Annotated in this window: 25 protein-coding genes; 14 read left to right on the top strand and 11 right to left on the bottom strand. The window is 71.2% G+C overall.

Annotated elements, in window-relative coordinates; all coding sequences use genetic code 11:
- The first annotated feature begins 1 nt into the window (after window position 1).
- Together purN and ACVFYP_RS10130 are read left to right on the top strand one after the other, a co-directional pair.
- Window positions 2-679, top strand: a complete 678-nt coding sequence (gene purN, locus ACVFYP_RS10135; protein WP_499200051.1) for a phosphoribosylglycinamide formyltransferase — start codon at window positions 2-4, stop codon at window positions 677-679.
- 18 nt (window positions 680-697) lie between these two features.
- Window positions 698-856 (top strand): aa3-type cytochrome c oxidase subunit IV, encoded by a 159-nt coding sequence (locus ACVFYP_RS10130; protein ID WP_499200050.1) that lies wholly within the window; start codon window positions 698-700, stop codon window positions 854-856.
- Window positions 857-886: 30 nt separating this feature from the next.
- Here the strand turns inward: ACVFYP_RS10130 and ACVFYP_RS10125 are convergent, their stop codons facing one another.
- Window positions 887-1,339 (bottom strand): cupin domain-containing protein, encoded by a 453-nt coding sequence (locus tag ACVFYP_RS10125; RefSeq protein WP_499200049.1) that lies wholly within the window; start codon window positions 1,337-1,339, stop codon window positions 887-889.
- An 86-nt stretch (window positions 1,340-1,425) separates the two neighbouring features.
- On the opposite strand from ACVFYP_RS10125, the gene ACVFYP_RS10120 reads away from it, so the two are divergent.
- Window positions 1,426-2,028 carry a TetR family transcriptional regulator gene (locus ACVFYP_RS10120; RefSeq protein ID WP_499200048.1) on the top strand — a complete coding sequence of 201 codons (603 nt, stop codon included), beginning with the start codon at window positions 1,426-1,428 and terminating at the stop codon, window positions 2,026-2,028.
- A 57-nt stretch (window positions 2,029-2,085) separates the two neighbouring features.
- On the opposite strand, the gene ndk is transcribed toward ACVFYP_RS10120, so the two are convergent.
- Both ndk and ACVFYP_RS10110 read right to left on the bottom strand, forming a co-directional pair.
- Window positions 2,086-2,508, bottom strand: coding sequence for a nucleoside-diphosphate kinase (gene ndk / locus ACVFYP_RS10115; protein WP_499200047.1), 423 nt, complete (start codon window positions 2,506-2,508; stop codon window positions 2,086-2,088).
- Between the two features lie 68 nt (window positions 2,509-2,576).
- The gene (locus ACVFYP_RS10110; RefSeq protein ID WP_499200046.1) at window positions 2,577-3,062 is read right to left on the bottom strand and encodes a nucleoside deaminase; all 486 of its coding nucleotides are present in this window, start codon (window positions 3,060-3,062) and stop codon (window positions 2,577-2,579) included.
- 111 nt (window positions 3,063-3,173) lie between these two features.
- On the opposite strand from ACVFYP_RS10110, the gene ACVFYP_RS10105 reads away from it, so the two are divergent.
- The 3 genes from ACVFYP_RS10105 to ACVFYP_RS10095 all read left to right on the top strand — a co-directional run bounded on the left by ACVFYP_RS10105 (window position 3,174) and on the right by ACVFYP_RS10095 (window position 7,353).
- Complete coding sequence (locus tag ACVFYP_RS10105; protein WP_499200045.1) at window positions 3,174-4,193, top strand: TraB/GumN family protein; 1,020 nt, start codon at window positions 3,174-3,176, stop codon at window positions 4,191-4,193.
- Window positions 4,194-4,236: 43 nt separating this feature from the next.
- Entirely contained in the window at window positions 4,237-6,111 is a 1,875-nt protein-coding gene (locus ACVFYP_RS10100; protein ID WP_499200044.1) for an ABC-F family ATP-binding cassette domain-containing protein, read from the top strand.
- Between the two features lie 276 nt (window positions 6,112-6,387).
- Window positions 6,388-7,353 carry a Bug family tripartite tricarboxylate transporter substrate binding protein gene (locus tag ACVFYP_RS10095; protein WP_499200043.1) on the top strand — a complete coding sequence of 322 codons (966 nt, stop codon included), beginning with the start codon at window positions 6,388-6,390 and terminating at the stop codon, window positions 7,351-7,353.
- Between the two features lie 170 nt (window positions 7,354-7,523).
- Here ACVFYP_RS10095 and ACVFYP_RS10090 read toward each other — a convergent pair whose 3' ends face one another.
- From ACVFYP_RS10090 to ACVFYP_RS10075, 4 genes are all read right to left on the bottom strand, one after another.
- Window positions 7,524-8,327 carry an N-acetylmuramoyl-L-alanine amidase gene (locus tag ACVFYP_RS10090; protein WP_499200042.1) on the bottom strand — a complete coding sequence of 268 codons (804 nt, stop codon included), beginning with the start codon at window positions 8,325-8,327 and terminating at the stop codon, window positions 7,524-7,526.
- Window positions 8,328-8,389: 62 nt separating this feature from the next.
- Complete coding sequence (locus ACVFYP_RS10085; RefSeq protein ID WP_499200041.1) at window positions 8,390-8,848, bottom strand: DNA polymerase III subunit chi; 459 nt, start codon at window positions 8,846-8,848, stop codon at window positions 8,390-8,392.
- Entirely contained in the window at window positions 8,848-10,137 is a 1,290-nt protein-coding gene (locus ACVFYP_RS10080) for a leucyl aminopeptidase family protein (RefSeq protein WP_499200040.1), read from the bottom strand. The genes ACVFYP_RS10085 and ACVFYP_RS10080 overlap by 1 nt, the downstream gene beginning before the upstream one ends.
- Window positions 10,138-10,436: 299 nt before the next feature.
- Window positions 10,437-11,924: a leucyl aminopeptidase gene (locus ACVFYP_RS10075; protein ID WP_499200039.1), complete on the bottom strand. Its 1,488-nt coding sequence runs from the start codon at window positions 11,922-11,924 to the stop codon at window positions 10,437-10,439.
- A 108-nt stretch (window positions 11,925-12,032) separates the two neighbouring features.
- Between ACVFYP_RS10075 and cysQ the strand changes: the two genes are divergently transcribed.
- Window positions 12,033-12,791 (top strand): 3'(2'),5'-bisphosphate nucleotidase CysQ, encoded by a 759-nt coding sequence (gene cysQ / locus ACVFYP_RS10070; RefSeq protein WP_499200038.1) that lies wholly within the window; start codon window positions 12,033-12,035, stop codon window positions 12,789-12,791.
- The gene (locus ACVFYP_RS10065; RefSeq protein WP_499200037.1) at window positions 12,788-13,759 is read left to right on the top strand and encodes an L-threonylcarbamoyladenylate synthase; all 972 of its coding nucleotides are present in this window, start codon (window positions 12,788-12,790) and stop codon (window positions 13,757-13,759) included. The genes cysQ and ACVFYP_RS10065 overlap by 4 nt, the downstream gene beginning before the upstream one ends.
- A 77-nt stretch (window positions 13,760-13,836) precedes the next feature.
- Here ACVFYP_RS10065 and ACVFYP_RS10060 read toward each other — a convergent pair whose 3' ends face one another.
- From ACVFYP_RS10060 to ACVFYP_RS10050, 3 genes are all read right to left on the bottom strand, one after another.
- Complete coding sequence (locus ACVFYP_RS10060) at window positions 13,837-14,214, bottom strand: hypothetical protein (protein ID WP_499200036.1); 378 nt, start codon at window positions 14,212-14,214, stop codon at window positions 13,837-13,839.
- 230 nt (window positions 14,215-14,444) lie between these two features.
- Window positions 14,445-15,512 (bottom strand): alpha/beta hydrolase, encoded by a 1,068-nt coding sequence (locus ACVFYP_RS10055; protein WP_499200035.1) that lies wholly within the window; start codon window positions 15,510-15,512, stop codon window positions 14,445-14,447.
- Window positions 15,513-15,559: 47 nt separating this feature from the next.
- On the bottom strand, window positions 15,560-16,570 hold the full coding sequence (locus ACVFYP_RS10050; protein WP_499200034.1) for a LysR family transcriptional regulator: 1,011 nt from the start codon (window positions 16,568-16,570) through the stop codon (window positions 15,560-15,562).
- Window positions 16,571-16,656: 86 nt separating this feature from the next.
- Here ACVFYP_RS10050 and ACVFYP_RS10045 point away from each other — a divergent pair, with 86 nt between their 5' ends.
- Both ACVFYP_RS10045 and ACVFYP_RS10040 read left to right on the top strand, forming a co-directional pair.
- A complete protein-coding gene (locus tag ACVFYP_RS10045) occupies window positions 16,657-18,255 on the top strand; it encodes an ABC transporter substrate-binding protein (RefSeq protein ID WP_499200033.1) in 1,599 nt (532 codons plus the stop codon).
- Entirely contained in the window at window positions 18,252-19,286 is a 1,035-nt protein-coding gene (locus ACVFYP_RS10040) for a serine hydrolase domain-containing protein (RefSeq protein WP_499200032.1), read from the top strand. Before ACVFYP_RS10045 ends, ACVFYP_RS10040 begins: the two co-directional genes overlap by 4 nt.
- Before the next feature lie 24 nt (window positions 19,287-19,310).
- Here ACVFYP_RS10040 and ACVFYP_RS10035 read toward each other — a convergent pair whose 3' ends face one another.
- Window positions 19,311-20,285 carry a Bug family tripartite tricarboxylate transporter substrate binding protein gene (locus ACVFYP_RS10035; protein WP_499200031.1) on the bottom strand — a complete coding sequence of 325 codons (975 nt, stop codon included), beginning with the start codon at window positions 20,283-20,285 and terminating at the stop codon, window positions 19,311-19,313.
- A gap of 141 nt (window positions 20,286-20,426) precedes the next feature.
- Between ACVFYP_RS10035 and ACVFYP_RS10030 the strand changes: the two genes are divergently transcribed.
- Genes ACVFYP_RS10030 through ACVFYP_RS10015 form a run of 4 tightly spaced genes read left to right on the top strand, consistent with a single transcriptional unit; the run spans window position 20,427 to window position 23,690 of the window.
- Window positions 20,427-20,993: a chromate transporter gene (locus ACVFYP_RS10030; RefSeq protein ID WP_499200030.1), complete on the top strand. Its 567-nt coding sequence runs from the start codon at window positions 20,427-20,429 to the stop codon at window positions 20,991-20,993.
- The gene (locus ACVFYP_RS10025; protein ID WP_499200029.1) at window positions 20,990-21,520 is read left to right on the top strand and encodes a chromate transporter; all 531 of its coding nucleotides are present in this window, start codon (window positions 20,990-20,992) and stop codon (window positions 21,518-21,520) included. The genes ACVFYP_RS10030 and ACVFYP_RS10025 overlap by 4 nt, the downstream gene beginning before the upstream one ends.
- A 26-nt stretch (window positions 21,521-21,546) precedes the next feature.
- A complete protein-coding gene (locus ACVFYP_RS10020) occupies window positions 21,547-22,983 on the top strand; it encodes an FAD-binding oxidoreductase (protein WP_499200028.1) in 1,437 nt (478 codons plus the stop codon).
- Window positions 22,984-23,009: 26 nt separating this feature from the next.
- Window positions 23,010-23,690 carry a trypsin-like peptidase domain-containing protein gene (locus ACVFYP_RS10015; RefSeq protein WP_499200027.1) on the top strand — a complete coding sequence of 227 codons (681 nt, stop codon included), beginning with the start codon at window positions 23,010-23,012 and terminating at the stop codon, window positions 23,688-23,690.
- The last annotated feature ends 61 nt before the right edge of the window (window positions 23,691-23,751 follow it).

Genomic DNA, 23,751 nt, shown 5'->3' with positions numbered 1-23,751 from the left:
CATGCGCGTCGCCATCCTGATTTCCGGCCGCGGCAGCAACATGGCGGCGCTGCTGCGGGCGGCCGCGGTACCGGGCTATCCGGCGACCATCGCGCTGGTGCTGTCGAACCGCGCCGATGCGGCCGGGCTGGCGGTGGCGCAGGCAGCGGGCGTGCCGACCGCCGTGGTGGAAAGCCGCCCCTTCAAGGGTGACCGCGCGGGGTTCGAGGCGGCAATGGAGGTGGAGCTCGCCCGCCACGGGGTGCAGCTGGTGGCGCTGGCCGGCTTCATGCGGGTGCTGACGGAGGGTTTCGTGGAGCGCTGGCGGGACCGGCTGGTGAATATCCACCCCGCTTTGCTGCCGCTCTTCAAGGGGCTCGACACCCATGCCCGCGCGCTGGAGGCCGGGGTGAAGCTGCATGGCTGCAGCGTGCATCTGGTGCGCTTCGGCGTGGATGAGGGGCCGATCCTGGCCCAGGCCGCAGTGCCCGTGCTGCCCGACGACGACGAGGCGTCACTGGCGGCGCGGGTGCTGGAACAGGAACATCGCATTTACCCGGCCGCGATAGCCTGGTTGGCCTCCGGGCTGGTGCGGGTGGAGGGTGATGTGGTGCGGGTGACGGCCCCGGCGGCCACCGGCGCCCTCGCCAACCCCTTGCCCGGCCCGGCCCCGGTTTCTACAACCTCCCCCACAAGCTGACCCGCACGAGGATCCCCCATGGCCGAACAGGCGCCGACCTACGAGATGATCGAAGTGAAGGCCGAGGACATCATGGCCGAGCGCGAGGGCCTCTATGCGGGCTTCCTGCGCGCCACCGTCTGGGGCATCGGCATCACCGCCGCCATCCTCGTGCTGATGTGGATTTTCCTGGTTTGATGAGGCGGGGGCGCGCAGGCGCCCCCATTTCTACAGCAGCAATTCCACCCCGCAGGCCGCCGAGGCGCGGCGCAGTTCGGCCAGCACCGCCTCGGGCGGCGGGCCAGGCGGGGTTTCGGGCGTGGCCTCGGCCGCGATCGGCTGGCCGAGCGTGCTGAAGAAGGCCTCGTGCTGGTGGCCCGGCCAGTTGAGGACCAGCATGCTGGCCTCCCCCGCGCCGATATTGCGGAAATGATGCGGCGCGCCGGTCGGGATCGGCACCCAGTCGCCCGGCCCCACCACCCGCACCTCCCCATCCACGCTGAATTCATAGGTCCCGGACAGAATCCGGAACGCCTCCTCATCCCCCGCATGCCGGTTCGGCGGCGCGCCGGCGCCGGGCGCGGAGCGGCATTCGCTGAGCAGGAAGGGCGCGCCCTGGGAGGGGCGGGTGCGGAAGGTCAGGATATTGCCGAACAGATGGTAGCTCTGGGACTCCGCCATGGCGGATCTCCTTGCGACGGGATGGGGCCGGCGGCATATTAGACATCAGTCTCGTTACGAGACAAGTGTCTTATAAGGAATGAGACTTGTCCACCTCGCTGGAATCCGGCCGCAGCGCCCAGAAGCTGCGCACCCGCCAGGCTCTGCTGGCCGCCGCCCGCGCCCTGATGGCGCGTGGCGCGCCGGTGACCGTCGCGGCGGCGGCGGCGGAGGCGGGAATCTCCAAGGCCAGCGCCTATCGCTATTTCACCGCCGCCGAGACGCTGACCATGGAAGCGGCGCTCGACGGCACCTTTGCCAGCCCGGCGGAGGTGGTGGGGGATGCGACGGAGGTGCGGGAGCGGGTGCGCCGCGTGCATCGCTACCTGTTCGCGGCGACGCGGGCGCAGGAACGCGCCTTCCGGCTGTTTCTCGCCAAGGCGCTGGAGGCCTCTGCCCAGGCGGAGGCCGGCGCGGTGCCGCAGCTTCGCGGCGGGCGGCGGCTGCCAATGTATGAGCTGGCGCTGGCGCCGCTGCGCGGGCGGATGGCCCCGGCGGATATCGCCACGCTGGTGCATGCCCTGTCGGGCGCGACGGGGGTCGAAGCCTGGCTGGCGCTGAAGGATGTGTGCCGGCTGGAGGATGCGGAGGCCGAGCGGATTTCGGCGCTGACCGTGGAGGCGATCCTGGACCGGCTGCTGCCGGGGTGAAGCCCCCCCTCACCCAACCCTCTCCCCCCGTCGGGGGGAGAGGGCTTTAGCAAAAAATCAGCCGACGATTTCGGTGCCGGCGAAGAAGTAGGCGATCTCGATCGCGGCGTTCTCCAGGCTGTCGGAGCCGTGGACGGAATTCGCCTCGATGCTCTCCGCGAACAGCTTGCGGACGGTGCCCTCGGCGGCGTTCGCCGGGTTGGTGGCGCCCATCACGTCGCGGTGCTTGGCAACGGCGTTCTCGCCTTCCAGCACCTGCACGACGACCGGGCCGGAGATCATGAAGGTCACCAGGTCGTTGAAGAAGCCACGCTCCTTGTGCACGCCGTAGAAGCTCTCGGCCTGGGCGCGGGACATCTGGATGCGCTTCTGGGCGACGATGCGCAGGCCTGCCTCCTCGAACACGGCATTGATCTTGCCGGTCAGGTTGCGCCGGGTGGCGTCGGGCTTGAGGATGCTGAAGGTGCGCTCGATGGCCATAATGGTGATCCTTGGTTGGTGGCGCGCCGGATAGGCGGGGTTTCACGACTGCGCAAGGGTTGCCGCTGTTACGGCTGCGCGGCCCAGGCCTCCAGCACCCCCACCGCCTCCGCCACCAAGGCCCGCCGCGCCTTCATCCGATGGGTGCCGATGGGGGCGGAGGCTTCGAGGCGCAGCGCCACGCTGTCCACGCGCACGCGGCGCGCCGGGCCGACATCGGCCAGCACCCGGGCGCTGTCGGCCATGGCGGCGGCGTAGACCACCGCTTCCACCTTCGCGATCTGCATCGCGGCGACGCACAGCGCGCAGGGCTCGCAGCTGGTGAAGACGGTGCAGCCGCTCAAATCCAGCGTGCCGAGCCGGTTGCAGGCATCGCGCATCGCCTCCGTCTCCCCGTGGGAGGTCGGGTCGAGCTTGCCGATCGCCTGGTTGAACCCCTCCCCCACCACCTGCCCGTCCTTCACCACCACGGCCCCAAAGGGCTGCGCGCCGGGCGTCGCGGCGGCCTGGGCTGAAAGCGCGATGGCGCGGCGCATGAAGGTCTCGTCGGTCATGGGTCAGGGCCTGTCTGGAGGAGGCGGCAGCTTGAAGCCCCTACGCGCGGGGGGAAAGGCCGGATATGAAACGGTTGGCGCAGGAACGCGCCGAGTGTGGAGCGAGACGGCATGAGGCGCCGCACCCTGCTGGCCATGGCAGGCCTCCTTCTGGTCGCGGCATCGCCAGCGGAACGCCCGCCTTTGCCGGAGAGCCTGGCGGCCTTCCGCGTGACGCCGGCGCAGGGTGATGGGCCGGAATCGATCCTGATACCCGGCGCGCACAGGATGATGACGGGCATTCTCCCGCCCCATCTCTCGGTCTTCCAGGGGCGGGACGGCGTGGTTCTTGAGACCATCGAGGCAGGCAATTTCTCGCTGGATCTCGTCCTGGCCAGGCAGCCGCTTGATCTCGCGGCCCAGTTCAGCCCTCGGCAGATGGCGTTGCTCGAAGCCGCCCTGCAATGCACACGATCCGCCGGCACGCCGCTGAGCCGCAACAACGCCTTTGGGCTTTGGCTGCTGCTGGACCGAGTGGGCACGGCCACGGCGCGCGATCCGGCGGCCTGCCCGGCCTTCACGGCAGCGAGGGGCGCGCCGACACAGCTTGCGCCGCGGGTCGTGGATGGCCCCAATGCCTCGGGTGGCGATCCCTGGTTCAGGGCCATTGCGCAACATCTGGGGCTGCCGCTCAGCGGGCTGGAGACATCGGCCGAGGGCATGGGTCATTGGGCAGCCATTCCCAGCCCGGTCATGCTGCGGATCGTTGCCCGTGACGTGGACATGATCCTGGAAGACCCTGCCGTGATCGCTGGCCTGGACCCGGAGACACTCCCTGCACGGCTGCTGCAGGTGAAGCTCGACGGCGATTTCGAGACGGTGGCCGCCCTGTTCCTGGCGATCCTTTTCGGAGAAGGCGAGGACGCCCGGGTGGCCGGCGCCTACATCCTCGATGCGCGCAACCGCGTGATGGCGGACCGGCTGGCGCCGCGGTTGCGGCACGAAAGCCTGATCGTCACCGCGGGTGCCGCGCATTTCGGCGGCCGCGAGAGCCTTCCGGCCCTGCTCCGCGCCGCGGGCTTCCGTGTGGAGCCGATCCGCGTGCCAACGATGGTCCCGCACAACCTGCGGGTCCCGCCATCACGGAACTGAAGCCCCTACGCCTTGCGGGGAAGGCCGGCTATGAAGCCGTCCCATGACCGTTCTCATCATCCGCGACCTCACCATCCGCTTTGGCGGGCGGGAATTGCTCAACGGGGCCGAGCTGACGCTCGACACCGGCCACAAGGTCGGCCTCGTCGGCCGCAACGGTGCCGGCAAGTCCACCTTGCTCAAGGCCATCACCAAGGAGCTGATCCCGGATGGCGGCGAGATCCGCCTGGCCGCACGCGCCCGCATGGGCGTGGTGGCGCAGGAGGCGCCGGGGGGTGAGTCCAGCCTGCTGGAAGCGGTGCTGGAGGCGGATACGGAGCGTGCCGAACTGCTGGCGGCGCTGGAACGCGACGACCAGGCGCATCGCGTGGCGGAAATCCATGAGCGGCTGATGGCGATCCAGGCCGATGCGGCGCCGGCCCGCGCGGCGACGGTGCTGGCCGGCCTCGGCTTCGACGCGGCGGCGCAGGCGCGGCCGCTGAATTCCTTCTCCGGCGGCTGGCGCATGCGCGTGGCACTCGCCCGCGCGCTGTTCCTGGAGCCGGACCTGCTGCTGCTGGACGAGCCGACCAACCACCTCGACCTGGAGGCGACGCTGTGGCTGGAGGGGTGGCTCAGCCGCTTCGCCGGCGCGGCCATCATCGTCAGCCATGATCGCGGGTTGCTGGACCGGGCGGTGGATGGGATCGCGCATCTCGATCGCGGCAAGATCCTCTACTACCCCGGCAATTACGAACGCTTCGTCCGCATCCGCACGGAACGCGCGGCGCAGGTGGAGGCGCAGCGCGGCAAGATCGCGGCGCAGCGGGCGCATATGCAGTCCTTCGTGGACCGCTTCCGCGCCAAGGCGACCAAGGCGAAGCAGGCGCAGTCCCGCATCAAGGCGCTGGAGAAGCTGCCGGTGATCGAGGCGGTGGTCGAGGACGCCGCCAGCACCTTCAACTTCCCCGAGCCGGAGGAGCTGGCGCCCCCCGTGCTCGCCCTGGAACAGGTCGATGTCGGCTATGGCGGCCCGCCGATCCTGAAGGGCCTCGACCTGCGCATCGACCAGGACGACCGCATCGCCTTGCTCGGCGCGAACGGCAACGGCAAGTCCACGCTGGCCAAGCTGCTGGCCGGGCGGCTGGGGCCGTCGCGCGGCACGGTGAAGCGGGCGCCGCGGCTGCGCGTCGGCTTCTTCGCGCAGCATCAGTCGGAGGATCTGGACGCCACCGGCACGCCGCTGTCCCACATGCAGTCGGCGCTGCCCAATGCCACCATCAGCCAGTGCCGCAGCCAGTTGGCGCGGTTCGGCCTGACGGTGGAGCGGGCGGAGACGAAGATCGCCAATTGCTCGGGCGGGGAGAAGGCGCGGCTGCTGCTCGCGCTGTGTACCCGCGACGCGCCGCAATTGCTGATCCTGGACGAGCCGACCAACCACCTGGACATCGATGCGCGGGAGGCGATGGTGCGCGCCCTGGCCGATTACGGCGGCGCCGTGCTGATCATCACCCATGACCCGCATCTGGTGGAGCTGGTGGCCGACCGGCTGTGGCTGGTGACGGATGGCACCGTGCGCAACTTCGACGGCGACATGGACGAATACCGCGCCCTGCTGGCCGAGCGCGCCCGGGGCGGCAGCGGCGGCGGGCGGGAGGCCGAGGCCGGCGGCAAGGCGGGTGAACGCCGGAAATCCGCCACAAGTCGCGCCGCCCTCGCCCCCATGCGGACCCGCCTGCGGGAGATCGAGAAGGACATCGAAAAACTGGCGCTGGAGCGCAGGCTGATCGAGAAGCGCCTGTCCGACCCCGCGACCTATGCCAAGCGCAAGCCGGAGGACATCACCTGGGCCAATACCCGCCAGGTGGTCATTGCCCGTCAGACCGCGGCGCTGGAGGAGGAATGGCTGAAGCTGTCGGAGCAGTTGGACGCGGCCTGACGGCGGGCACGACCTCCTCCTCCGCCAGGGTCCGGCGCAGGAAGGTCGGCCAGAGCGCCCGCTGGGTGCAGGGCTCGGCGGGGGTCCTGGGGAGCAGGATGGGGGGTTCGGCTTGCATGGGCCTCACCTTCTGGTTGAAAAATCTCGCTTGGCTGCATCCTGACCGCGCGCCCCACCGCGCGCAACAGAAACCCCGCATCCGTGCCGCGGAGGTGATCGGCCCTTGACGCCCCGGGACGCGGTTGCGACACGGCAGCAAAGCCCGGGAGAACGCCCATGATCCGCCGCCGCAGCGTCCTTGCCCTTCCCCTGATGGCCGCTGGCCTGTCCGCGCCGGCCCTGGCGCAGGGCGGTGGCCAGATCCGGCTTGTGGTTCCGGCCCCGCCCGGCGGGCCGACCGACATCCTGGCCCGGGTCACCGCCGAACGCGCCTCCGCCACGCTGGGCCAGTTGATCGTGGTGGATAACCGCGCCGGCGCGGGCGGGGTGATCGGGGCGGAGCTGACGACGCGCGCCGCGCCGGATGGGCTGACCATCATGGTCGGGCACAACCAGACCCATGCCTCCAACCAGTCGATGATGGCCCGCCTGCCCTTCCATGTGGTGGAGGGCTTCACGCCGATCGCCAAGATGGGGACGGTGCATCACGCGACGGTGGTGCCGGCCAATTCCCGGGCGCGCAGCATGGCCGAGCTCGCGGCGATGGGCCGGGATGGCGGGCGGGTGACCTATGCCTCCTCCCAGGCCGGCTCGGCCAGCCATGTGATCTCGGAGACCTTCGTCCGCCGGTCGAACATGAACGCGACCCATGTGCCCTATCGCGGGGCGGCGCCGGCGGCGACGGACACGGTCTCGGGCATCGTGGATTTCTACACCTCCACCTTCCCCACCGTGGCGGCGCTGATCCGCGATGGGCGGCTGCGGGCGCTGCAGGTGGGCGCGCCGGCGCGGCTGGCGGATTTCCCGGATGTGCCGACGGCGGCCGAGGCGGGCGTGCCCTTCATGGCGGTGGATGCCTGGTTCGGCCTGTTCGGCCCGGCTGGCCTGCCCGCGCCGCTGGCGGAGCGCCTGGCGAGCGCCTTCCTGGGCGCGATGGAGAATGCCGATGCGCAGCGCCGGCTGGCCGCCGCGGGCTTCACCATCGACCCGCTGCGGCCGGCGGAATTTGCGGCGTTTCAGCGCCAGGAAGTGTCGCGCTGGGCGGAGATGGTGGAGCTGACCGGGGTGAAGCTGGAGGATTGAGGGGGGGGGCCCTCTCCACCCGCAGGGGGAGGGGGTTGGGTGAGGGGGGCCATGCCACCAGCTGCACCAATGTTGAACAGACGCCCGTAATCCAACGGGCGGATCGTCTGCCAAGCCCCTCACCCTGCCTCTCCCCCCGTCGGGGGGAGAGGGGTCTGTTGCGCGAGGGGCTAGGCCCCCATCCGCCGCAGGAAGGCGCCGTGGACGAAGCCGTCGGGGACGGCGTCGCCTTGCAGGTCCACCAGGCGCCAATCCCCATCCTCCCGCAGCACGCGCAGCATGGTGCCGGGCGGCAGCTTGCGCAGGACGGCAAAACCGGTGCCGGGGCCGCCGCGCAGGTTCAGCGTGTCCCGCGACGCCACCTCGAAGGCGCCGAGGTCGTTCGCCGCCAGGGCGCTGCGCAGGTTCTGGAAGCGTGCCATGGGGAAGGCCGGGCCGGGGTCCTGTTTGCGGCCGGGGGAGATGTCGTCATGGCCGACCACCTCCTGGATGGTCGGATAGGCCGTGAGGATGGCGCGGGTCAGCGCCTCCACCGCCTTCAACTGTGCCTCGGGATAGGCTTCCCATCCCATGATCGGCCCGCCATTCCGATGCGCGGCGACCACCACCTCCTCCGCCGGTAGCACCCGGTTGAGGCCGGCGCGGGTCCAGCCGGCGCCCTCCTTCCGGTCGAGCCAGCCGAGATTGGCGATCTCGATGCCGATGGAGCTGGTGTTCAGCCCGTCATGCCCGCGCCAGTGGGAGGCACCCGCATGATAGGCGAGGCGATTGAAGGGCACCGTCTGGATCACCGTGCCGTCGCGATCGACGAAGATATGCGCCGAAAGCCCGCGATCCTGGATCGCCCGCACCGAATTCCGCGCCGATCCGCCGGCGGTGTAGTGCATCACCAGGAAGCGGGGCGTGATCTCCGGCCCCATATGCTCGGTGGGCTCAAACAGGGTGTCGCGCAGGCGGTGGGCTTCGATCTGCATGGCTGTTCATCCTGCTCTCTAGAGAACATTACAAGAACATAGACCGAAGAAGGTCGAAATTCCTAGGCTTTTTTCTCCCAGCCCCGCGCCCCCTGCTGCCAATAGGTCAGGGCATGGCCGGCCGCCTTGGCCGCCCGCCAGCGGGCCCGCGCCGCGGCCACCGCCTGGTCATCGCCGCCATCGAACAGGTCCAGCACGCGGTCGAAGGCCGCCAGCCGGGCGCTCTCCGTGCCCTCCAGCAGAAACAGGAATTTCGCGCCATTGGGCGCACCCTCCGGCCCCGCATCCTCCGTGGTCAGCCAGATCGGCTGCAACGGCGCATGGCCGATCCTCGGCGTGCCATGCGGCAGCCAGTCCGGGTCCTGGGAGGTCCAGAGCGCGGCGTCCAAAGCCTCCAGCCGCGCCGGCTCCGCCATGCGGACCATGGCCCGGCCACCGCCCGCCAGGACCCGGCCGAGCAGTTTCGGCAGGACCTGTTCCAGCGGGCTGCGGGTGAGGTGGTAGAATCCGTAATCGGCCATCAGGGGCGGCCACCAACTGGTTCCGGTGGCTCCTCATACTGCGCCGCGACCAGCCGATCCAGCAGCCGCACGCCGAAGCCCGTCGGCCCCGCCGGGCCCAGCGCATCGGCCTTGTCCCGCGTCTCCACACCCGCGATGTCCAGATGCGCCCAGGGCGTGGCCTGGCCCACGAACGTCTCCAGGAAGGCCGCCGCATGGCTGGCATCCGGCTGGAAGCGAATCCCCGCCGGCATGCATTGGCGGATATCGGCGATGTCGGAGCGCAAATCCTCCCGATGCCGCGCGCCGATCGGCATGGGCCAGAGATGCTCCCCCACCTCCTCCCCCGCCGCCGCCAGGGCCGCCAGCAGCGCCGCGTCATTGCCGAACAGGCCGGCGCGGTGATGGCCCAGCGCCGTGACGATCGCGCCGGTCAGCGTCGCCGCATCAACCACCACCCGCGGCCGCAGCGCCGTCACCGCGTGATGCAGCGCATCCGCCAGCACCAGCCGCCCCTCCGCATCCGTGTCCACCACCTCCACCGTCCGGCCCGAGGCGGTGCGCAGCACATCGCCCGGCCGGTAGGACTCCGCCCCCGTCGCATTCTCCGCGATCGCCAGCACCGCCACCGCCGGCGCCGGCGAGCGCCTCAACGCCAAAGCCAGCATCGCCCCCGCGCAGGCCGCCGCCCCCGCCATATCGGCCCGCATCGACTCCATGCCCTTGGCCGGCTTGATCGAAATGCCGCCGGTGTCGAACACCAGCCCCTTGCCGACCAGCACCACCGGCGGCGCATCGAAACTGCCGCGCCAGCGCAGAATCGCCATGCGAGGCGGGCTGGCACTGCCACCCCCCACCGCCAGCAAAGCCCCGAACCCCGCCCGCGTCAGCCGCTTGCGACCCCAGACATCCACATGAATCCCGAACTCGGCCAAACCCTCCAACCGCTTCGCGAAGCTCCGCGTGGTCAAATGATTGGCCGGCTCCGCCACCAGGTCCCGAGCGAACAGACACCCCCGAACCCCCGCCTCAACCCCCTCCCAAGCCTCCCGGCACGCCGCCGGGTCATCGACCAGCACCGTCACCCGCTCCAACCCCGGCCTCACCCGCGTCCGATACCCCTCGAACCGCCAGGCCCGCAGCACCATCCCCGCCACGAACGCCGCCACATCCCCCGGCGCCGCTCCCTCCAACCCCACCCGCACCTGCGGCCGCTCCAACACCCGCGCCGCCGCGCCCGCCCCCGCCTCCTCCCACGCCCGCCGCCCCACCGGCACAGACCCGCCACCACCCTCCAAGGGCCAAGCCACGGGATGCGCCGGATCGGCTGGGGGGCGCTTGAAACGAAGCTTCAGCATGAGGGTGTGCGGGTGATTTGCAGGGGGCGCTGCCCCCTGCACCCCCGCCAAAGGGACAGTGGTCCCTTTGGGATCCCGTTAAGGGGCAGGAAGGAGGAGGGGCATGGCGGGGCCGCGGGTTCAGCGCGCGCGCCGGCCCCTCCTCCTTCCTGCCCCTCATCCATGGGTTCGAAGGGGCCACTGCCCCTTCGCGGGAGGGTGCAGGGAGGGCGGAGCCCTCCCTGCAAGACCACCCGCGCAGCCGTCATCGCTCAGCCCTCGTCCCAATCCGCCACCAGCCGGTCCAGGAGGCGTACCCCGTAGGCTGTGGCGCCCTTGGGGATGGTGGGGTGGTCTTTGTTGGTCCAGGCGGTGCCGGCGATGTCGAGGTGGGCCCAGGGCATGGGGCCGTGTTTGGTGTTGATAAAGCGTTGGATGAATTGGGCGGCGGTGATGGCGCCGCCGGGGCGGCCGCCGACGTTTTTCATATCGGCGATGTCGGAGCGGATGGCTTTGTCGTAGGCGTCGCCGAGGGGCATGCGCCAGGCGGCTTCCCCGGTGAGTTGGCCGGCGGCGAGGATGCGCTGGGCGAGGTCGTCGTCGTTGGAGAACAGGCCGGCGTGTTCGTGGCCGAGTGCTACGATGATGGCACCGGTCAGCGTCGCCAGGTCGATCATGCAGCGCGGTTCGAAGCGTTCCTGGCAGTACCAGAGCACGTCGGCGAGGACGAGACGGCCTTCGGCGTCGGTGTTGATGACTTCGATGGTCTGGCCGGAATAGGATTTCACCACGTCCCCGGGGCGCTGGGCGGTGCCGGAGGGCATGTTCTCGACCAGGCCGATCAGGCCGACGACATCGACCTTGGCCTTGCGGCCGGCCAGCGCCGCCATCAGGCCGACGACGGTGCCGGCGCCGGCCATGTCCCACTTCATGTCTTCCATGCCGCCGGCGGGCTTGATGGAGATGCCGCCGGTGTCGAAGGTGACGCCCTTGCCGATGAAGGCGAGGGGCTTGGCCTTCTTGGACTTGGGCGCGCCCTTCCATTGCATGACGACCAGGCGCGGTTCCTGGGCGCTGCCCATGGAGACGCCGAGCAGGGCGCCGAAGCCGAGGCGCTTCATCTCCTTCGGGCCGAGGATTTCGACCTCGACGCCGAGCTTTTCGAGCGCCCTGCAGCGGTCGGCGAATTCGGTGGGGTGCAGGATGTTCGGTGGTTCGCTGACGAGTTCGCGGGTCAGGAACACGCCGTCCGCAACCGCGCGCATGGGGGAAAAGGCCTGCTTGGCGGCGCTGGTGTCGGAGGTGGCGAAGGCGAGGCGTTCGAGCTTCGGCTTGTCTTCCTCCTTCTCCTTCGTGCGGTAGCGGTCGAAACGCCAGGCGCGCAGCAGAGCGCCCATGGCGAGGGATGCCGCGAGGGCCGGCGGCAGGGTATCGGCGGCGATGGTCGCCTCCCGGTCCTGGGCCAAGGCGGGGATCATGCTGCCGCCGGCGGCTTCGGCCGCCTGGGGGGTCAGGTCGGCGAGCTTGCCGAGGCCGATGGCGACGACCTTGGAGAGGCCGCCGCCGGGCGCCCAGATGGTGGTGGTCTGGCCCTTTCGGCCCTTGAAGCCGGCGGCTTCCAGCGCCCGGGTCAGGGCGCCGCCGGTCGCGGCATCGGCCTCGGCGTGGAGGCCGGCGGCTGGGGTCTCGGCTTCGGGAAGCGGCAGCACCAGGGTGGCGGAGCGCGGCAGGGTGGGCTTCGCGAAGGCGATATCGGGCATGGGGACGTGATCCGACGAGTTTTTATGACACGCAGCCTATCACTTCGCGCCGCCTTCGTCGCAACCGGGGCCTCGCTTGCGTCGCATCGCGCGGCTAGAGGCTAGGGCATGGATGAGGACGAGCTTCTGGCGCTGGCGGAGCGCCTGGCCGCGCAGGCGGCGGCGGCGATCATGGCGGTGCGCGCGGCGGGCTTCGTGGTGGAGCGCAAGCGCGACCATTCGCCGGTGACGGTGGCCGACCGGATCGCGGAGGCGCTGATCGTCGAGGGGCTGCTGGAAGCCGCGCCCGGCATCCCGGTGGTGGCGGAGGAAGCGCATGAGGCCAGCGCGGTGGCGGTGCCGCAGGGCCGCTTCTGGCTGGTCGATCCGCTGGACGGCACGCGGGACTTTGCCGAGGGGCTGGACGGCTATGCGGTGAATATCGGGCTGGTGGCAAACGGGCGGCCGGTGCTGGGCGCCGTCGCTTTGCCGGCCTTTGGCGAGGTATTTTCGGGGGTTGTCGGGCGCGGCGCCTGGAAGCTGGCGGCGGGCGAAAGGCGGCCGATCCTGGCGCGGGCGCTGGCGCGGGACCCGGTGGCGATGGTCAGCCGCCGGCACGGACGGGACCCGCGCATCGTCGATTTCCTGGCCGATCGCGGCGTGGCGCAGCTGGTGCCGCTGGGCTCGGCGGCCAAGCTGTGCCGGGTGGCGGAGGGGGCGGCGGACCTCTATCCGCGTCGCGGCCCGACCATGGAATGGGACACGGCGGCGCCGGAGGCGGTGCTGATCGCGGCGGGGGGACGCATGGCGGATTGGGACGGGGTGGCGCTGCGCTATGGCAAGCCCGGCTGGCGCAATCCCGGCTTCCTGGCGGAGGGGCGCGCATGACCCGGTTGCTGACCGATCCGGCCGAGGCCGCCGCGCTGCTTTGCGCGGGCGAGTTGGTCGCCTTCCCAAGCGAAACCGTCTACGGGCTGGGCGCCGATGCCTGGAACGGCACCGCGGTGGCCGCCGTGTTCACGGCCAAAGGCAGGCCGCATTTCAACCCGCTGATCTGCCATTTTGCGAGTTCCGAGGCGGCCTTTGCCGAGGTGGTGGCGGATGCCCGCGCGGTGGCGCTGGCCCAGGCATTCTGGCCGGGGCCTCTGACCCTGGTGCTGCCGCGCCGGCCATCCTGCCGGGTGGACCTGCTGGCGGGTGCGGGGCTCGACACGCTGGCGGTGCGGGTGCCGGCGCATGCGGTGACGCTGGAGATGCTGCGGCAGGTGGCGCGGCCCATCGCCGGGCCTTCCGCCAATCGCTCCGGCCAGGTCAGCCCGACCAGCTCCGCGCATGTGCTGGCGGGGCTGGGGGGACGCATCGCGGCGGTGCTGGAGGGTGGCGATTGCCCGGTGGGGGTGGAGAGCACGGTGCTCGACCTGACCGGCGCGGGGGCGGTGCTACTGCGGCCGGGCGGGGTGCCGGCGGCGGCGATCGAGGCGGTGATCGGGCCGGTCGGGCGCCCCCTGCCGCTCTCGGCCGCCGAGGCCACGCGCAGCCTGCGCAGCCCGGGGATGCTGCTGTCCCATTACGCCCCGTCCCTGCCATTGCGGCTGGAGGCCAAGGTGGTGGGCGCGGATGAGGCGCTGCTGGCCTTCGGTCCGAAGCCGCTGCCCGGGGCGGGGGCGCTGTGGAATCTGTCGCCCGGCGGCGATGTGGCGGAGGCGGCGGCGCGGCTGTTTTCAGGCCTGCGCTGGCTGGATGCGGAAGGGCAACGCCTGGGGCTGGCGGGTATCGCCGCGATGCCGGTACCGGCGGAGGGGTTGGGGGAGGCGATCCTGGATCGCCTGGCGCGGGCGGCGGCGCCGCGGGACTGACGGAAGGATGTGGCGCATTTTGCGCCTAAATCACGTCTTGTGCGGGTCCGAAAGGCTGGTCCCTAGATACTCACCGATCAGATACTCACCGATCGCCCGGTCCCTGCGGCCGAGGCGTCTTCCGGCTGATAGGCCGTCAGGGCACGTTGCAGCATGGCGGTCAGCCGTGTTGCGACTTCTACCTGCGCTTCCGGCGTTGCGTCGCCCGATCCCGCCTCGGCCTGGGCGCTGAACAGGATGTTCAGCATGGCCCCGCTGAGGCTGGCCCGGGGCAGGTCTTCGGCTGTGCCGAGGGCCAGCCGTGTGCCATCGGCGGCAGATCCTGCCGACGCCTGGGCAAGCCCTGCCGAGGACGACCCGGCAGCTTCTGCCGCCTCCGACGGTTGCGGCCGCCGACCTCGTACCTGTTGAAGCAGGGCGGCACCTCCGGTGCCGCCCACGCCCGAAATCTCCATCGTGGAGCCTCCTGACCCCGCCGGCGGAATGCCGGCGGGTGGCATACGTGACTCACATGGCGTGCCATGGCGGGACCACAGGGGCATCACCAATTCTTGATGACGCTGCCCCTTACGAATTGCCGTCCAGCGCGAAACATTACATCATCGGGTAGGTCGGATTTTCCGGCCTAGACCCTGGCATCGTGCCGCCCGATCCTCGCGCGGCACTATCGTTACAGTTGTTAAGGCTACTGCCAAAGCCCCTTGCTGGCCAGCCAATCCTGCACCAGTTGGGCGACCGTGTCGCTGTTGCGATCCATCATGATCATGTGACTGTTGCCGCGAATGCCACGCTCCGGCAGGTCCACCACATCGACGCTGCCGCCGGCCGCCCGCACCGCTTCCGCGAAGCGCACGCCATTGCCACGGATGGTGGGCCAGCGGCTGTCCTGGGCAATGTAGTCGCCATAGACCATCAGCACCGGGATGTTCCGCAGCGCCGCCACCTTGGCGATGTCGCCGATCGCCGCCGGCTCGATCAGCACCAGAGCGCGCACCTTGTCGGGGCGTTCCTGCGCCGCGCGCCAGCCGAAGAGCCCGGCCTGGCTATGCGCCACGACGACCGAGGGGCCGACGCGGTCGAGCAGCGCCAGATAGGCTTCCAGCGTCAGATTGTCCGTGGTGGTGAAGCGCGGCACGTTCTGCCGGATGAAGTTCAGGTAGCTCTCGCGGTCCGACGGGAACTGGTTGCCGGGCAGCACCTCGCCCCGCTGGTAGCTGCCCTGGCCGGCGCCGATGCGGAAGCGCTCGAAGGGATTGTCGACCGACAGGACCACGGCCGTGCCGCCGGTCTGCTCCGGGATCATGCCCCAGCCGGCGCGGCCGCGCTCGACGGCGTCGGAGACATAGGTGGGCCAGCCGCGGCGCAGGAAGAAGCTCTGCCAGCCCTCGCGGCCATCCGGCGTCGTCTCCCAGGTCACGCCGGTCAGCCCGCCGCCATGCCACATCAGCAGCGGCGCCTGGCCGCGCGGATTGGCAGGGATCATGTACTGGGCATACATGCCGCCCATCAGATAGGTGCCGTTCGGATCGACGCGGGCGGGCACGCCGCCGGGGGTGAACAGCACTTCCCGCACCGGCTGGCCGGAGACCACCACCTCCCGCCCCCCGACATGGAAGCTGCCCCAGCTTTGCAGGGCGACGGGCGGCTGGGCGCTGGCGGGCTGCGGCGTACCAGCGGCCTGCTGCGCGCGCGCCGGCATGGCCGGGCCCGCCACCACGGCGGCCAGCGCCATGGCGAGGATGGTCTTGTGCATGGTCTCACTCCCTCGAGTCCCGGTCGTGCCGGAATGCGCGGAGTGGATCACGCGGCGCCGTGATCCGCCAAGCACCCGCCGGGCGGATCGGCGGGGGATTTCGTCCCTGCGGGCTCGGCGGCGCTCAGCACGATGCCGCGCAGCCAGGCGAGGCCCGCATCGCCATCCATCGCCTTCAGCCAGGCCATGTCGAGGCCGTGCAGACGCTCCGGCAAGGGCGAAGGCAGGATGCGCAGACCCAGCGCCTTGGCGAAGGGCGCGACGGCACCGAGCGGCAGGGTGGTCACCAGATCGGTCGCGGCGACGATATGCAGCGCCGCCTGGAAATGCGGCACCGTGACGGCGATTTGTCGCCGCAGCCCCCGCGCCTCCAGCGCTTGGTCCATCCAGCTCAGCCGCCCGGGGAAGGAGGAGACGCGGACATGGCGGCGCGCCAGGAAGGCCGCCATGTCGAAGCCCTCCGCCGGGTCCGAGGCCGCCTCCGCCAGAACGCAGACATGGGGGTCCTGGCGCAGCGGCTGCCGCCGGATGCGGGGCGGCAGCGTGTCGGTCTGGCCGAGCGCCAGTTCCACCTGCCCCTCATCCAGCAGCCGGGGCAGGACAGGGCCATCCTGGTTCTGGCCGCGCGGCAGGTGGATCACCTCCAGCGACACCGCCGGCGCGGCGCCGCCGAGCGCCTGGAGCATGAGCGGCAGCAGCGTGGCGGAGACATAGTCGTTCATGCCGATGCGGAAGCGCCTTTCGCTGGCCTCCGGCCGGAACGGCGCCGAGGGCAGGATGGCCTGCTCCAGCGCCGCCAGCGCCGCGACGGCGGCGCGGCACAATTCGGTGCCGCGCGGCGTCGGCACCAGCACGCCCGGGCCGCGCACGAACAGCTCGTCCGCGAAGGCCAGTCGCAGGCGTTGCAGGGCGTGGCTCACCGCCGGCTGCGAAAGGCCGATCATCCGGCCGGCCGCGGTGATGCCACGGCATTTCCACAGCGCGTCCAGCACCTTCAGCAGGTTGAGATCCAGCGCCCGCAGCGACTGGATGGCTTTGGCGTCATTCGTCCGGTGCATGGGTTGAATGTCTAGCATCGATTTGACCGATGGGCTTGGGGACCGTGACACTTGCCTTCGCCTGGATGCGAAAGGGATGCCTCGCCATGCTGCATGATCGGAGTGGAGGTCGGCGCGCCGCCCGGCGGGCCCTGGCGGGCCTCGCCTGTCTCGCGGCGATGGCCGCCGGCCCGGCCGGGGCCCAGACGCTGAGCATCGGCATGGCCGGTGCCGTCACCTCGGTGGACCCGCATTTCTACAACGCCTCCCCCAACAACAGCATCGCCATGCAGATCTTCGATCGGCTGGTGGAGCGCGGCGCCAATGGGGCGCTGGCGCCGGGGCTCGCCGAATCCTGGCGCCCGGTGTCCGAGACCGTCTGGGAATTCCGCCTGCGCCCGGGCGTGACCTGGCATGACGGCCGCCCGCTGACCGCCGACGACATCGCCTTCAGCTTCACCCGCGCGCGCAACGTGCCGAACAGCCCCGGCGGCTTCGGCGGCTTCCTGCGCAATATCGCCAGCGTCACGGGGGTGGATGCGACCACGCTGCGGATCGAGACGCGCGGCCCCTCCCCCGGCCTGCCGGGCGATCTGGTGAATGTCGCGGTGATCGCGCGCCATGCGGCGGAGGATGCGACCACCGCGGACTTCAATGCCGGCCGCGCCGCCATCGGCACCGGCGCCTTCCGCCTGCGCAGCTTCCGCCCGGGCGACCGGATCGAGCTGGAGCGCAACCCCGCCTGGTGGGGTGCGCAGGTGACCTGGGAGGGGGCGAGCTACCGCATGATGCCGAACCCGGCCGGCCGCACCGCCGCGCTGCTGTCGGGCGATGTCGACATGATCGAGATGCCCAGCGCCTCCGACCTGCCGCGGCTTCGCGGCTCGGCCCAGGTGGTGCTGGTGGAGGCGCCGGGGCTGCGCGTGATCTACCTCGCTCCCCGGCATGGCGCGGCGGTGCCGGCGCCCTTCGTCACCGCGGCGGATGGCAGCGCCCTGCCCAGTAATCCGCTGGCGCGGCGGGAGGTGCGGCAGGCGCTGTCGCTGGCCGTCAACCGCACCGGCTTGGCGGAGCGCGTGCTGGAAGGCACCGCGGCGCCGACCGTGCAGATCCTGCCGCAGGGCACCTTCTCCGCCGTGCCGGGGCTGACGGTGGGTGAGGCGGCGGCGGACCGCGCCCGCGCGCTGCTCGCCTCGGCCGGCTATCCGGGCGGCTTCCGCCTCACCCTGCATGTGCCGACGGATCGCTATCCGGGTGCCACCTCCGTCGCCCAGGCCGTGGCGCAGATGTGGACGCGGATCGGCGTGCGCACCAGCGTCGCCTCCCTGCCCTGGAGCGCCTATGCGACGCAGCGCGACAGCTTCGCGGTGCATGTCGTGGGGCTGGGGAATGCGACCTTCGATGCCTCCTCCATGCTGGTGAACGTGCTCGGCACGCCGGACCAGGCGCGCGGCATCGGCGCCGGCAACACGACCGGCTACAGCAATCCGGCGCTGGACAGCCTGGTGGCGCGCGCCGCCGGCACTTTTGCGGATCCGGAGCGGGAGGCGTTGCTGCGCGAGGCCACGACCATGGCGATGGAGGATGCCGCCATCATCCCGCTGTACCACCAGACCAACAGCTGGGCGCTGCGCCGCGGCCTGACCTACGAACCGCGGCTGGATGAGCGGACGCTGGCCAAGGACGTGCGGCGGGCCGCGCCATGAGCCGCGCCGAGGAGACCTTTCCCGCCGCCGGCTGGGCGGATGTGGAGGCCGCGGCGGCGGGCTTCGACCCGGCAGCGCTGGCGCGCTTCACCGAACGCCTGCGCGGGCTGACCACCACCTCCTTCATGGTGGTCTCCGGCGGCCGCGTGGCCTACCGGTATGGCGATGTCGCGGAGGTCAGCTACCTGGCCTCGACCCGCAAAAGCATCCTGTCCCTGCTCTATGGGCCGCATGTGGAAGCGGGGCGGATCGACCTGTCGCTGACGCTGGAACAGCTCGGCATCGACGATGTGCAGGGCCTGCTGCCGCAGGAGCGGCAGACGACGATCCGCGACATCCTGACCAGCCGGTCCGGCGTCTATGCCCCGGCGGGCAGCCCGGGCGGCGACGATGCCGGCACGCCGGCCCGTGGCGCCCATCCGCCGGGCACGCGCTTCCACTACAACAACTGGGATTTCAACGTCGCCGGCGCGATCTTCGAGCAGCTGACCGGCATCGCCGTGCATGACGCGCTGCGCGACCAGCTCGCCATCCCGCTCGGCTTCGAGGATTTCGATCGCGCCCGCCAACGCATGCTGGGCTATCCGGACCGGTCGCGCTTCCTCGCCTACCACATGTTCCTCTCGGGCCGGGACATGGCGCGGGTCGGGCTGCTGGCGCTGCGGGGCGGGCGCTGGGCCGGGCGGCAGGTGGTGCCGGAAGCCTGGGTGCGGGACAGTGTGGCGCCGCATGTGCGGCCGGAGGACATGCAGGGCCGCTTCGCCGGTCGCGGCATGGGCTATGGCTATTACTGGTGGCTGCCGATGCACAGCGAGGCGCCGGACTGGCAGGGGGCCTTCCTCGCCTCCGGTCACTACGGGCAGTTCATCCTGGGGCTGCCGCGGCTGGACCTGCTGATGGTGCACCGCCGGGCGATCACCGACGAGCGCGCCCTGAAGCGCAATGCCGGGATCGACCTCGGTGACCTGCCCGCCGTCTCGGCCGGGGAGATGGTGGCGCTGGGGCAGGCGGTGCTGGACGCGCGGGGCTGACGCCCCGCGGCCGGCCTGCGCCAATCAATCCGCCGTGATGCCAGCCTGGCGCACCACGGTCGCCCAGCGCTCCCGCTCCCACTTGATCAGCTCGGCGAAGCCGGCGCCGTCCATGGAGGAGGGCTCGGCGCCCTCATCCCGCAGGCGGCGCACCACGTCCGGGTTGGACAGAGCGGCGCGCATCGAGGCGTAGATATGGGCGCGGATCGGCTCCGGCGTGCCCTTCGGCGCCAGGATGCCGTACCAGGCGGTCGCCTTGTAGGTCGGGATGGTCTCGGCGACGGTCGGGATGTTCGGGAACAGCGACATGCGGGCATCGCCGGTCACCGCGAGGGGCCGCACCGCATTGCTGTTCATCAGCCCGACCACGGAAGGCAGGGTGGTGACCATGAAGTGCAGATGGCCGGCGACCACATCGGTCAGCGCCGGGGCGGCGCCGCGGAAGGGCACGTGCTCCGCCTCCAGCCCCGCCATCTGCAGCATCAGCGCCGCCGCGAGATGGCTGGCGGAGCCGTTGGAGGCGCTGGCGTAGTTGGTGCGGCCATTGGCGGCGCGGATTTCGGCCAGCAGCTCCGGCAGGGTGGTGGCCTTGGAGGCCGGGCCGACCACCACGATCAGCGGCGCGTCGGCGACCAGGCCGATCGGCTCCAGCGCCGTTTCCGGGTTCACGCGCATGTTGCGGAACAGGGAGACGTTGACGCTCATCGGGCCGTGATTGCCCATCAGCAGCGTGTAGCCATCCGGCCGGGCGCTGGCGACCTGCTCGGTCGCGATATTGCCGCCGGCGCCGGGGCGGTTTTCCACGACGACGGTCTGGCCGAGGGTCGGCGTCATGGCGCCGCCCAGGGTGCGGGCGATCAGGTCCGTGCCGCCGCCGGGGGCGAAGGCCAGCAGCAGGCGGACCGGGCGGCTGGGATAGGGCTCCTGCGCGGCGGCGGGGCGAGCGGCCAGAAGGGGCGCGCCAAGGCTGGCGGTGAGCAGCGTGCGACGGTCGAGCATGGCAGATCCTCGTATGCGTTGCGGCGCATCTACCATGTTCAGGGCGGTCTTTCGCAATCCTTGTCGGCGCAAGGCTGGGCTGCTCGCAAGATGCTTGCCTGGGGGCTTGATCCGCGGCGCCGCGCGCTGTCCCTTGGGGGCATGTCAGATCCCCCGGCCCGGCCGCGCCCCAGCGTCGCGGCGCTGTTCCTCACCTATCTCAAGATCGGGCTGGTCGGCTTCGGCGGCGTCAATGCCTGGGCGCGGCGCGTGCTGGTGGAGGAAAAGCGCTGGGTGACGGAGCAGGAATATGCCGAGGTGCTCGGCCTGGGCCAGGTGCTGCCGGGGCCGAATGCGCTGAACGTGGCGATCCATCTGGGCGACCGCTTCGGCGGCGGCTGGGGCGCGCTGGCCACCAGTGTCGGCCTGTTCGGCGGGCCGCTGGTGGTGCTGATCGGGCTGGCCTTGCTGCATGACGCCTATGGCGATGTGCCGATGGTGCAGGCGGTGCTGGCCGGCACGGCGGCGGCGGCGGCCGGCATGGTGCTCGGCACCGCCGCCAAGATCACCACCAATCTGAAGCCGGCCTGGCCGATCCTGGCGGTGGGCGTCGCCGCGCTGCTGGGCGGTTCGGTGCTGCGCCTGCCCCTGCCCTGGATCGTGCTCGGCCTGGCGCCCGTCGGCATCCTGGCCGCCTGGTGGACCATGAGGGATCGTGTTCGGCCATGAGCGATGGCGAGGATGTGCTGAGCCAGCTCGCCTTCGGCTTCCTGGCGATCTCCCTGATCGCGGTGGGCGGCGGCATCGCCGTGGTGCCGGAGATGAACCGGCTGGCGGTCGATGTGCATGGCTGGATGAGCAATGAGCGCTTCGCCCAGCTTTTCGCCCTGGCCCAGGCGGCGCCGGGGCCGAATGTGCTGGTGGTGGGGCTGATCGGCTGGCAGGTCGCCGGGCTGACCGGCATGCTGGTGGCCACCCTGGCGATGACCGGCCCGGCCGGGCTGCTGGCCTTCGGCTTTTCCCGCATGCGCAAGCGGCTGGCCGGGGCTGGCTGGCTGCGGATGACGGAAAAGGGGCTGGTGCCGATCGCGGTCGGGCTCATCTTCTCCTCCGGCATCATCCTGGCCCAGGCGGCGGCGGTGCATTGGATGGCCGTGGTGGTGACGGTCGGCTCCACCCTGTTCGTCTGGCGGACGGAATTCTCGCCGCTCTGGGTGCTGGCGGCCGGCGCGCTGATGGGCGCGGTTTTCCTCTAGCCGACGTTCCTGTAGGAGGCCTGACCATGCCCGATACCTTGCCCCCGCTGACCCCGCCCGGCCTGCTCGATGCCCTGGCTGCCCTGCTCGGCCCGCGCGGCCTGCTGACGGCGCCAGAGGATCTGGAACCGCATCTGGCCGATTGGCGCGCCCTGTACCGGGGCGCCACCCCCTGCGTGATCCGCCCGGCCGATACGGCGGAGCTGGCGGCGGCGGTGAAGCTCTGTGCCGCGGCCGGGGTGCCGCTGGTGCCACAGGGGGGCAATACCTCCATGGTCGGCGGCGCGACGCCGGATGAATCCGGGCGCCAGATGGTGGTCAGCCTGGCCCGGCTGAACCGCATCCGCGCCATCGACCCGGTGGACATGACCATGACGGCGGAGGCCGGGGTGGTGCTGAAGGCGGCGCAGAACGCGGCGGCCGATTCCGGCTGCCTGTTCCCGCTGAGCCTCGGCGCGGAGGGCACGGCCACGATCGGCGGCGTGCTGTCCACCAATGCCGGCGGCAACACCACGGTGCGCTACGGAAATGCCCGCGAATTGATGCTGGGGCTGGAGGTGGTGCTGCCGGACGGCCAGATCTGGGACGGGCTGCGCCGACTGCGCAAGGACAATACCGGCTATGCGCTGCGCCACCTGTTCGTGGGGGCGGAGGGCACTTTGGGCTTCATCACCGCCGCCGTGCTGCGCATGTATCCCCGACCGCGCGACACCGCGCTGGCCTTCTGCGCCGTGGCCGATGAGGATGCGGCGCTGGCCCTGTTCCGCCGCTTCCGCGACCGGGATGAGAGCGCGGTGCGCGCCTTCGAATACATGTCCGGCGCCGGCGTCGATTTCTGCCTGAAGCACATCGAGGGGGTGACGCTGCCGGTGGAAACGCGCGCCGACCATTACGTCCTGGTCGACCTCGCCTCCCCCCGGCCCGATGCCGGGCTGCGCGACATGGCGGAATCCCTGCTGGCGGAGGCGATGGAGGCCGGGGAAGTTCTGGACGCCGTCCTGGCCGAATCCGAGGCCCAGGCCCAGAAGCTGTGGAAGATCCGGGAGGAGCATCCGGAGGCGCAGAAGCGCGAGGGCGCCTCGGTGAAGAACGACGTCTCCGTCCCCGTCTCCCGCGTGCCGGAGATGATCCGCCGCTGCTCGGCGGAATTGCAGAAGCTGATTCCGGGCAGCCGGCCGGTGCCCTTCGGCCATATCGGCGACGGCAATATCCACATGAACCTGGAACAGCCGCCCGGCATGGACCCGGCCGCCTTCCTGGCCCGCAGCCACGACATCATGGATTGCGTGAACGCCGTGGTGCGGGAGATGGACGGGTCCTTCAGCGCCGAGCACGGCATCGGGCGGCTGAAGACCGACATGATGCCGGATTGGCGCGGCGGGGCGGAGCTGGACACGATGCGGCGCATCAAGGCGGCGCTCGACCCCTGGGGCCTGATGAATCCGGGCAAGGTCTTTCCCTGATCCGCCGGCTGGCCCTGCCGCTGGCCTTGCTGGCGGGCTGCACGGCGCCGCCGCCGGCGCGGCCGCCCGACCCGGCGCTGGTCGCGGCGGGCGCGGTGGCGCAGGTGCGATCCGGCGAATCGCCGCGCTGCCTGGCCAGCGGGGCGGCGATCCATCTCGGCGGCGGGCAGTTCGTGACGGCGGCGCATGTGGTGGATGGCTCGGCGCAGCGCCCGCGCGGGGTCTGCCCGGCCGGGGCGGGGCCGCTGGTGCTGGCGGTCGCGGGCAATCCGGCGCCGGCGCGGCTGATCCGCGCCGGGCAGGACCGGGTCGATCGCGGCATCGGCCAGCGCTATCTGGAAGGGGAGGATGTGGCCCTGCTGCGCGCCACCGGGCCGCTGCCCAGCCTCGGCACCGCCACGCTCTGCGCCGCGCCGCCCGCCCCGGGCACCCCGGCCTTGCTGGTCACGCCGCGCCGGTCGCAGCGGACGCGGCTGCTGGCGCCGGTGGCCGACCCCGATCCGCGCTTCGGCGCCTATCTCGAAATTCCGGAGACCCTGGCCCCGGGCGACTCGGGCGGCGCGGTGTTCGAGGCCGCGTCGGGCTGCCTGGCCGGGCTGGTCAGCCATCGCGACGACCCGACGGGCGCGGAGGCGGGCGCGCCGCGCACCCGGCTGGTGCCGGCCGCCGTGATCGCCCGTTTCGTCGCGCGTAGCACCGCCCCGTGACCAAGTTTGTGACTCCCCCGGCAGGTGCTTTGCCGCCGCCCCTTCCGCACTGCTAGAAGCA

Source organism: Roseomonas sp. F4 (assembly GCF_053891155.1).
The sequence above is the reverse complement of the archived record's forward strand: the minus strand, read 5'-3'. Positions and strand labels throughout refer to the sequence as shown.

Coding starts and splice junctions, on each gene's coding strand:
- ACVFYP_RS10130 (WP_499200050.1), top strand. CDS start 698: ATGGCCGAACAGGCGCCGACCTACGAGATGATCGAAGTGAAGGCCGAG.
- ACVFYP_RS10110 (WP_499200046.1), bottom strand. CDS start 3,062: ATGACCGACGAGACCTTCATGCGCCGCGCCATCGCGCTTTCAGCCCAG.
- ACVFYP_RS10045 (WP_499200033.1), top strand. CDS start 16,657: ATGCTGCATGATCGGAGTGGAGGTCGGCGCGCCGCCCGGCGGGCCCTG.
- ACVFYP_RS10125 (WP_499200049.1), bottom strand. CDS start 1,339: ATGGCGGAGTCCCAGAGCTACCATCTGTTCGGCAATATCCTGACCTTC.
- cysQ (WP_499200038.1), top strand. CDS start 12,033: ATGGATGAGGACGAGCTTCTGGCGCTGGCGGAGCGCCTGGCCGCGCAG.
- ACVFYP_RS10050 (WP_499200034.1), bottom strand. CDS start 16,570: ATGCACCGGACGAATGACGCCAAAGCCATCCAGTCGCTGCGGGCGCTG.
- purN (WP_499200051.1), top strand. CDS start 2: ATGCGCGTCGCCATCCTGATTTCCGGCCGCGGCAGCAACATGGCGGCG.
- ACVFYP_RS10025 (WP_499200029.1), top strand. CDS start 20,990: ATGAGCGATGGCGAGGATGTGCTGAGCCAGCTCGCCTTCGGCTTCCTG.
- ACVFYP_RS10095 (WP_499200043.1), top strand. CDS start 6,388: ATGATCCGCCGCCGCAGCGTCCTTGCCCTTCCCCTGATGGCCGCTGGC.
- ACVFYP_RS10075 (WP_499200039.1), bottom strand. CDS start 11,924: ATGCCCGATATCGCCTTCGCGAAGCCCACCCTGCCGCGCTCCGCCACC.
- ACVFYP_RS10065 (WP_499200037.1), top strand. CDS start 12,788: ATGACCCGGTTGCTGACCGATCCGGCCGAGGCCGCCGCGCTGCTTTGC.
- ACVFYP_RS10060 (WP_499200036.1), bottom strand. CDS start 14,214: ATGGAGATTTCGGGCGTGGGCGGCACCGGAGGTGCCGCCCTGCTTCAA.
- ACVFYP_RS10040 (WP_499200032.1), top strand. CDS start 18,252: ATGAGCCGCGCCGAGGAGACCTTTCCCGCCGCCGGCTGGGCGGATGTG.
- ACVFYP_RS10100 (WP_499200044.1), top strand. CDS start 4,237: ATGACCGTTCTCATCATCCGCGACCTCACCATCCGCTTTGGCGGGCGG.
- ACVFYP_RS10035 (WP_499200031.1), bottom strand. CDS start 20,285: ATGCTCGACCGTCGCACGCTGCTCACCGCCAGCCTTGGCGCGCCCCTT.
- ACVFYP_RS10020 (WP_499200028.1), top strand. CDS start 21,547: ATGCCCGATACCTTGCCCCCGCTGACCCCGCCCGGCCTGCTCGATGCC.
- ACVFYP_RS10090 (WP_499200042.1), bottom strand. CDS start 8,327: ATGCAGATCGAAGCCCACCGCCTGCGCGACACCCTGTTTGAGCCCACC.
- ACVFYP_RS10030 (WP_499200030.1), top strand. CDS start 20,427: ATGTCAGATCCCCCGGCCCGGCCGCGCCCCAGCGTCGCGGCGCTGTTC.
- ACVFYP_RS10085 (WP_499200041.1), bottom strand. CDS start 8,848: ATGGCCGATTACGGATTCTACCACCTCACCCGCAGCCCGCTGGAACAG.
- ACVFYP_RS10105 (WP_499200045.1), top strand. CDS start 3,174: ATGAGGCGCCGCACCCTGCTGGCCATGGCAGGCCTCCTTCTGGTCGCG.
- ACVFYP_RS10055 (WP_499200035.1), bottom strand. CDS start 15,512: ATGCACAAGACCATCCTCGCCATGGCGCTGGCCGCCGTGGTGGCGGGC.
- ndk (WP_499200047.1), bottom strand. CDS start 2,508: ATGGCCATCGAGCGCACCTTCAGCATCCTCAAGCCCGACGCCACCCGG.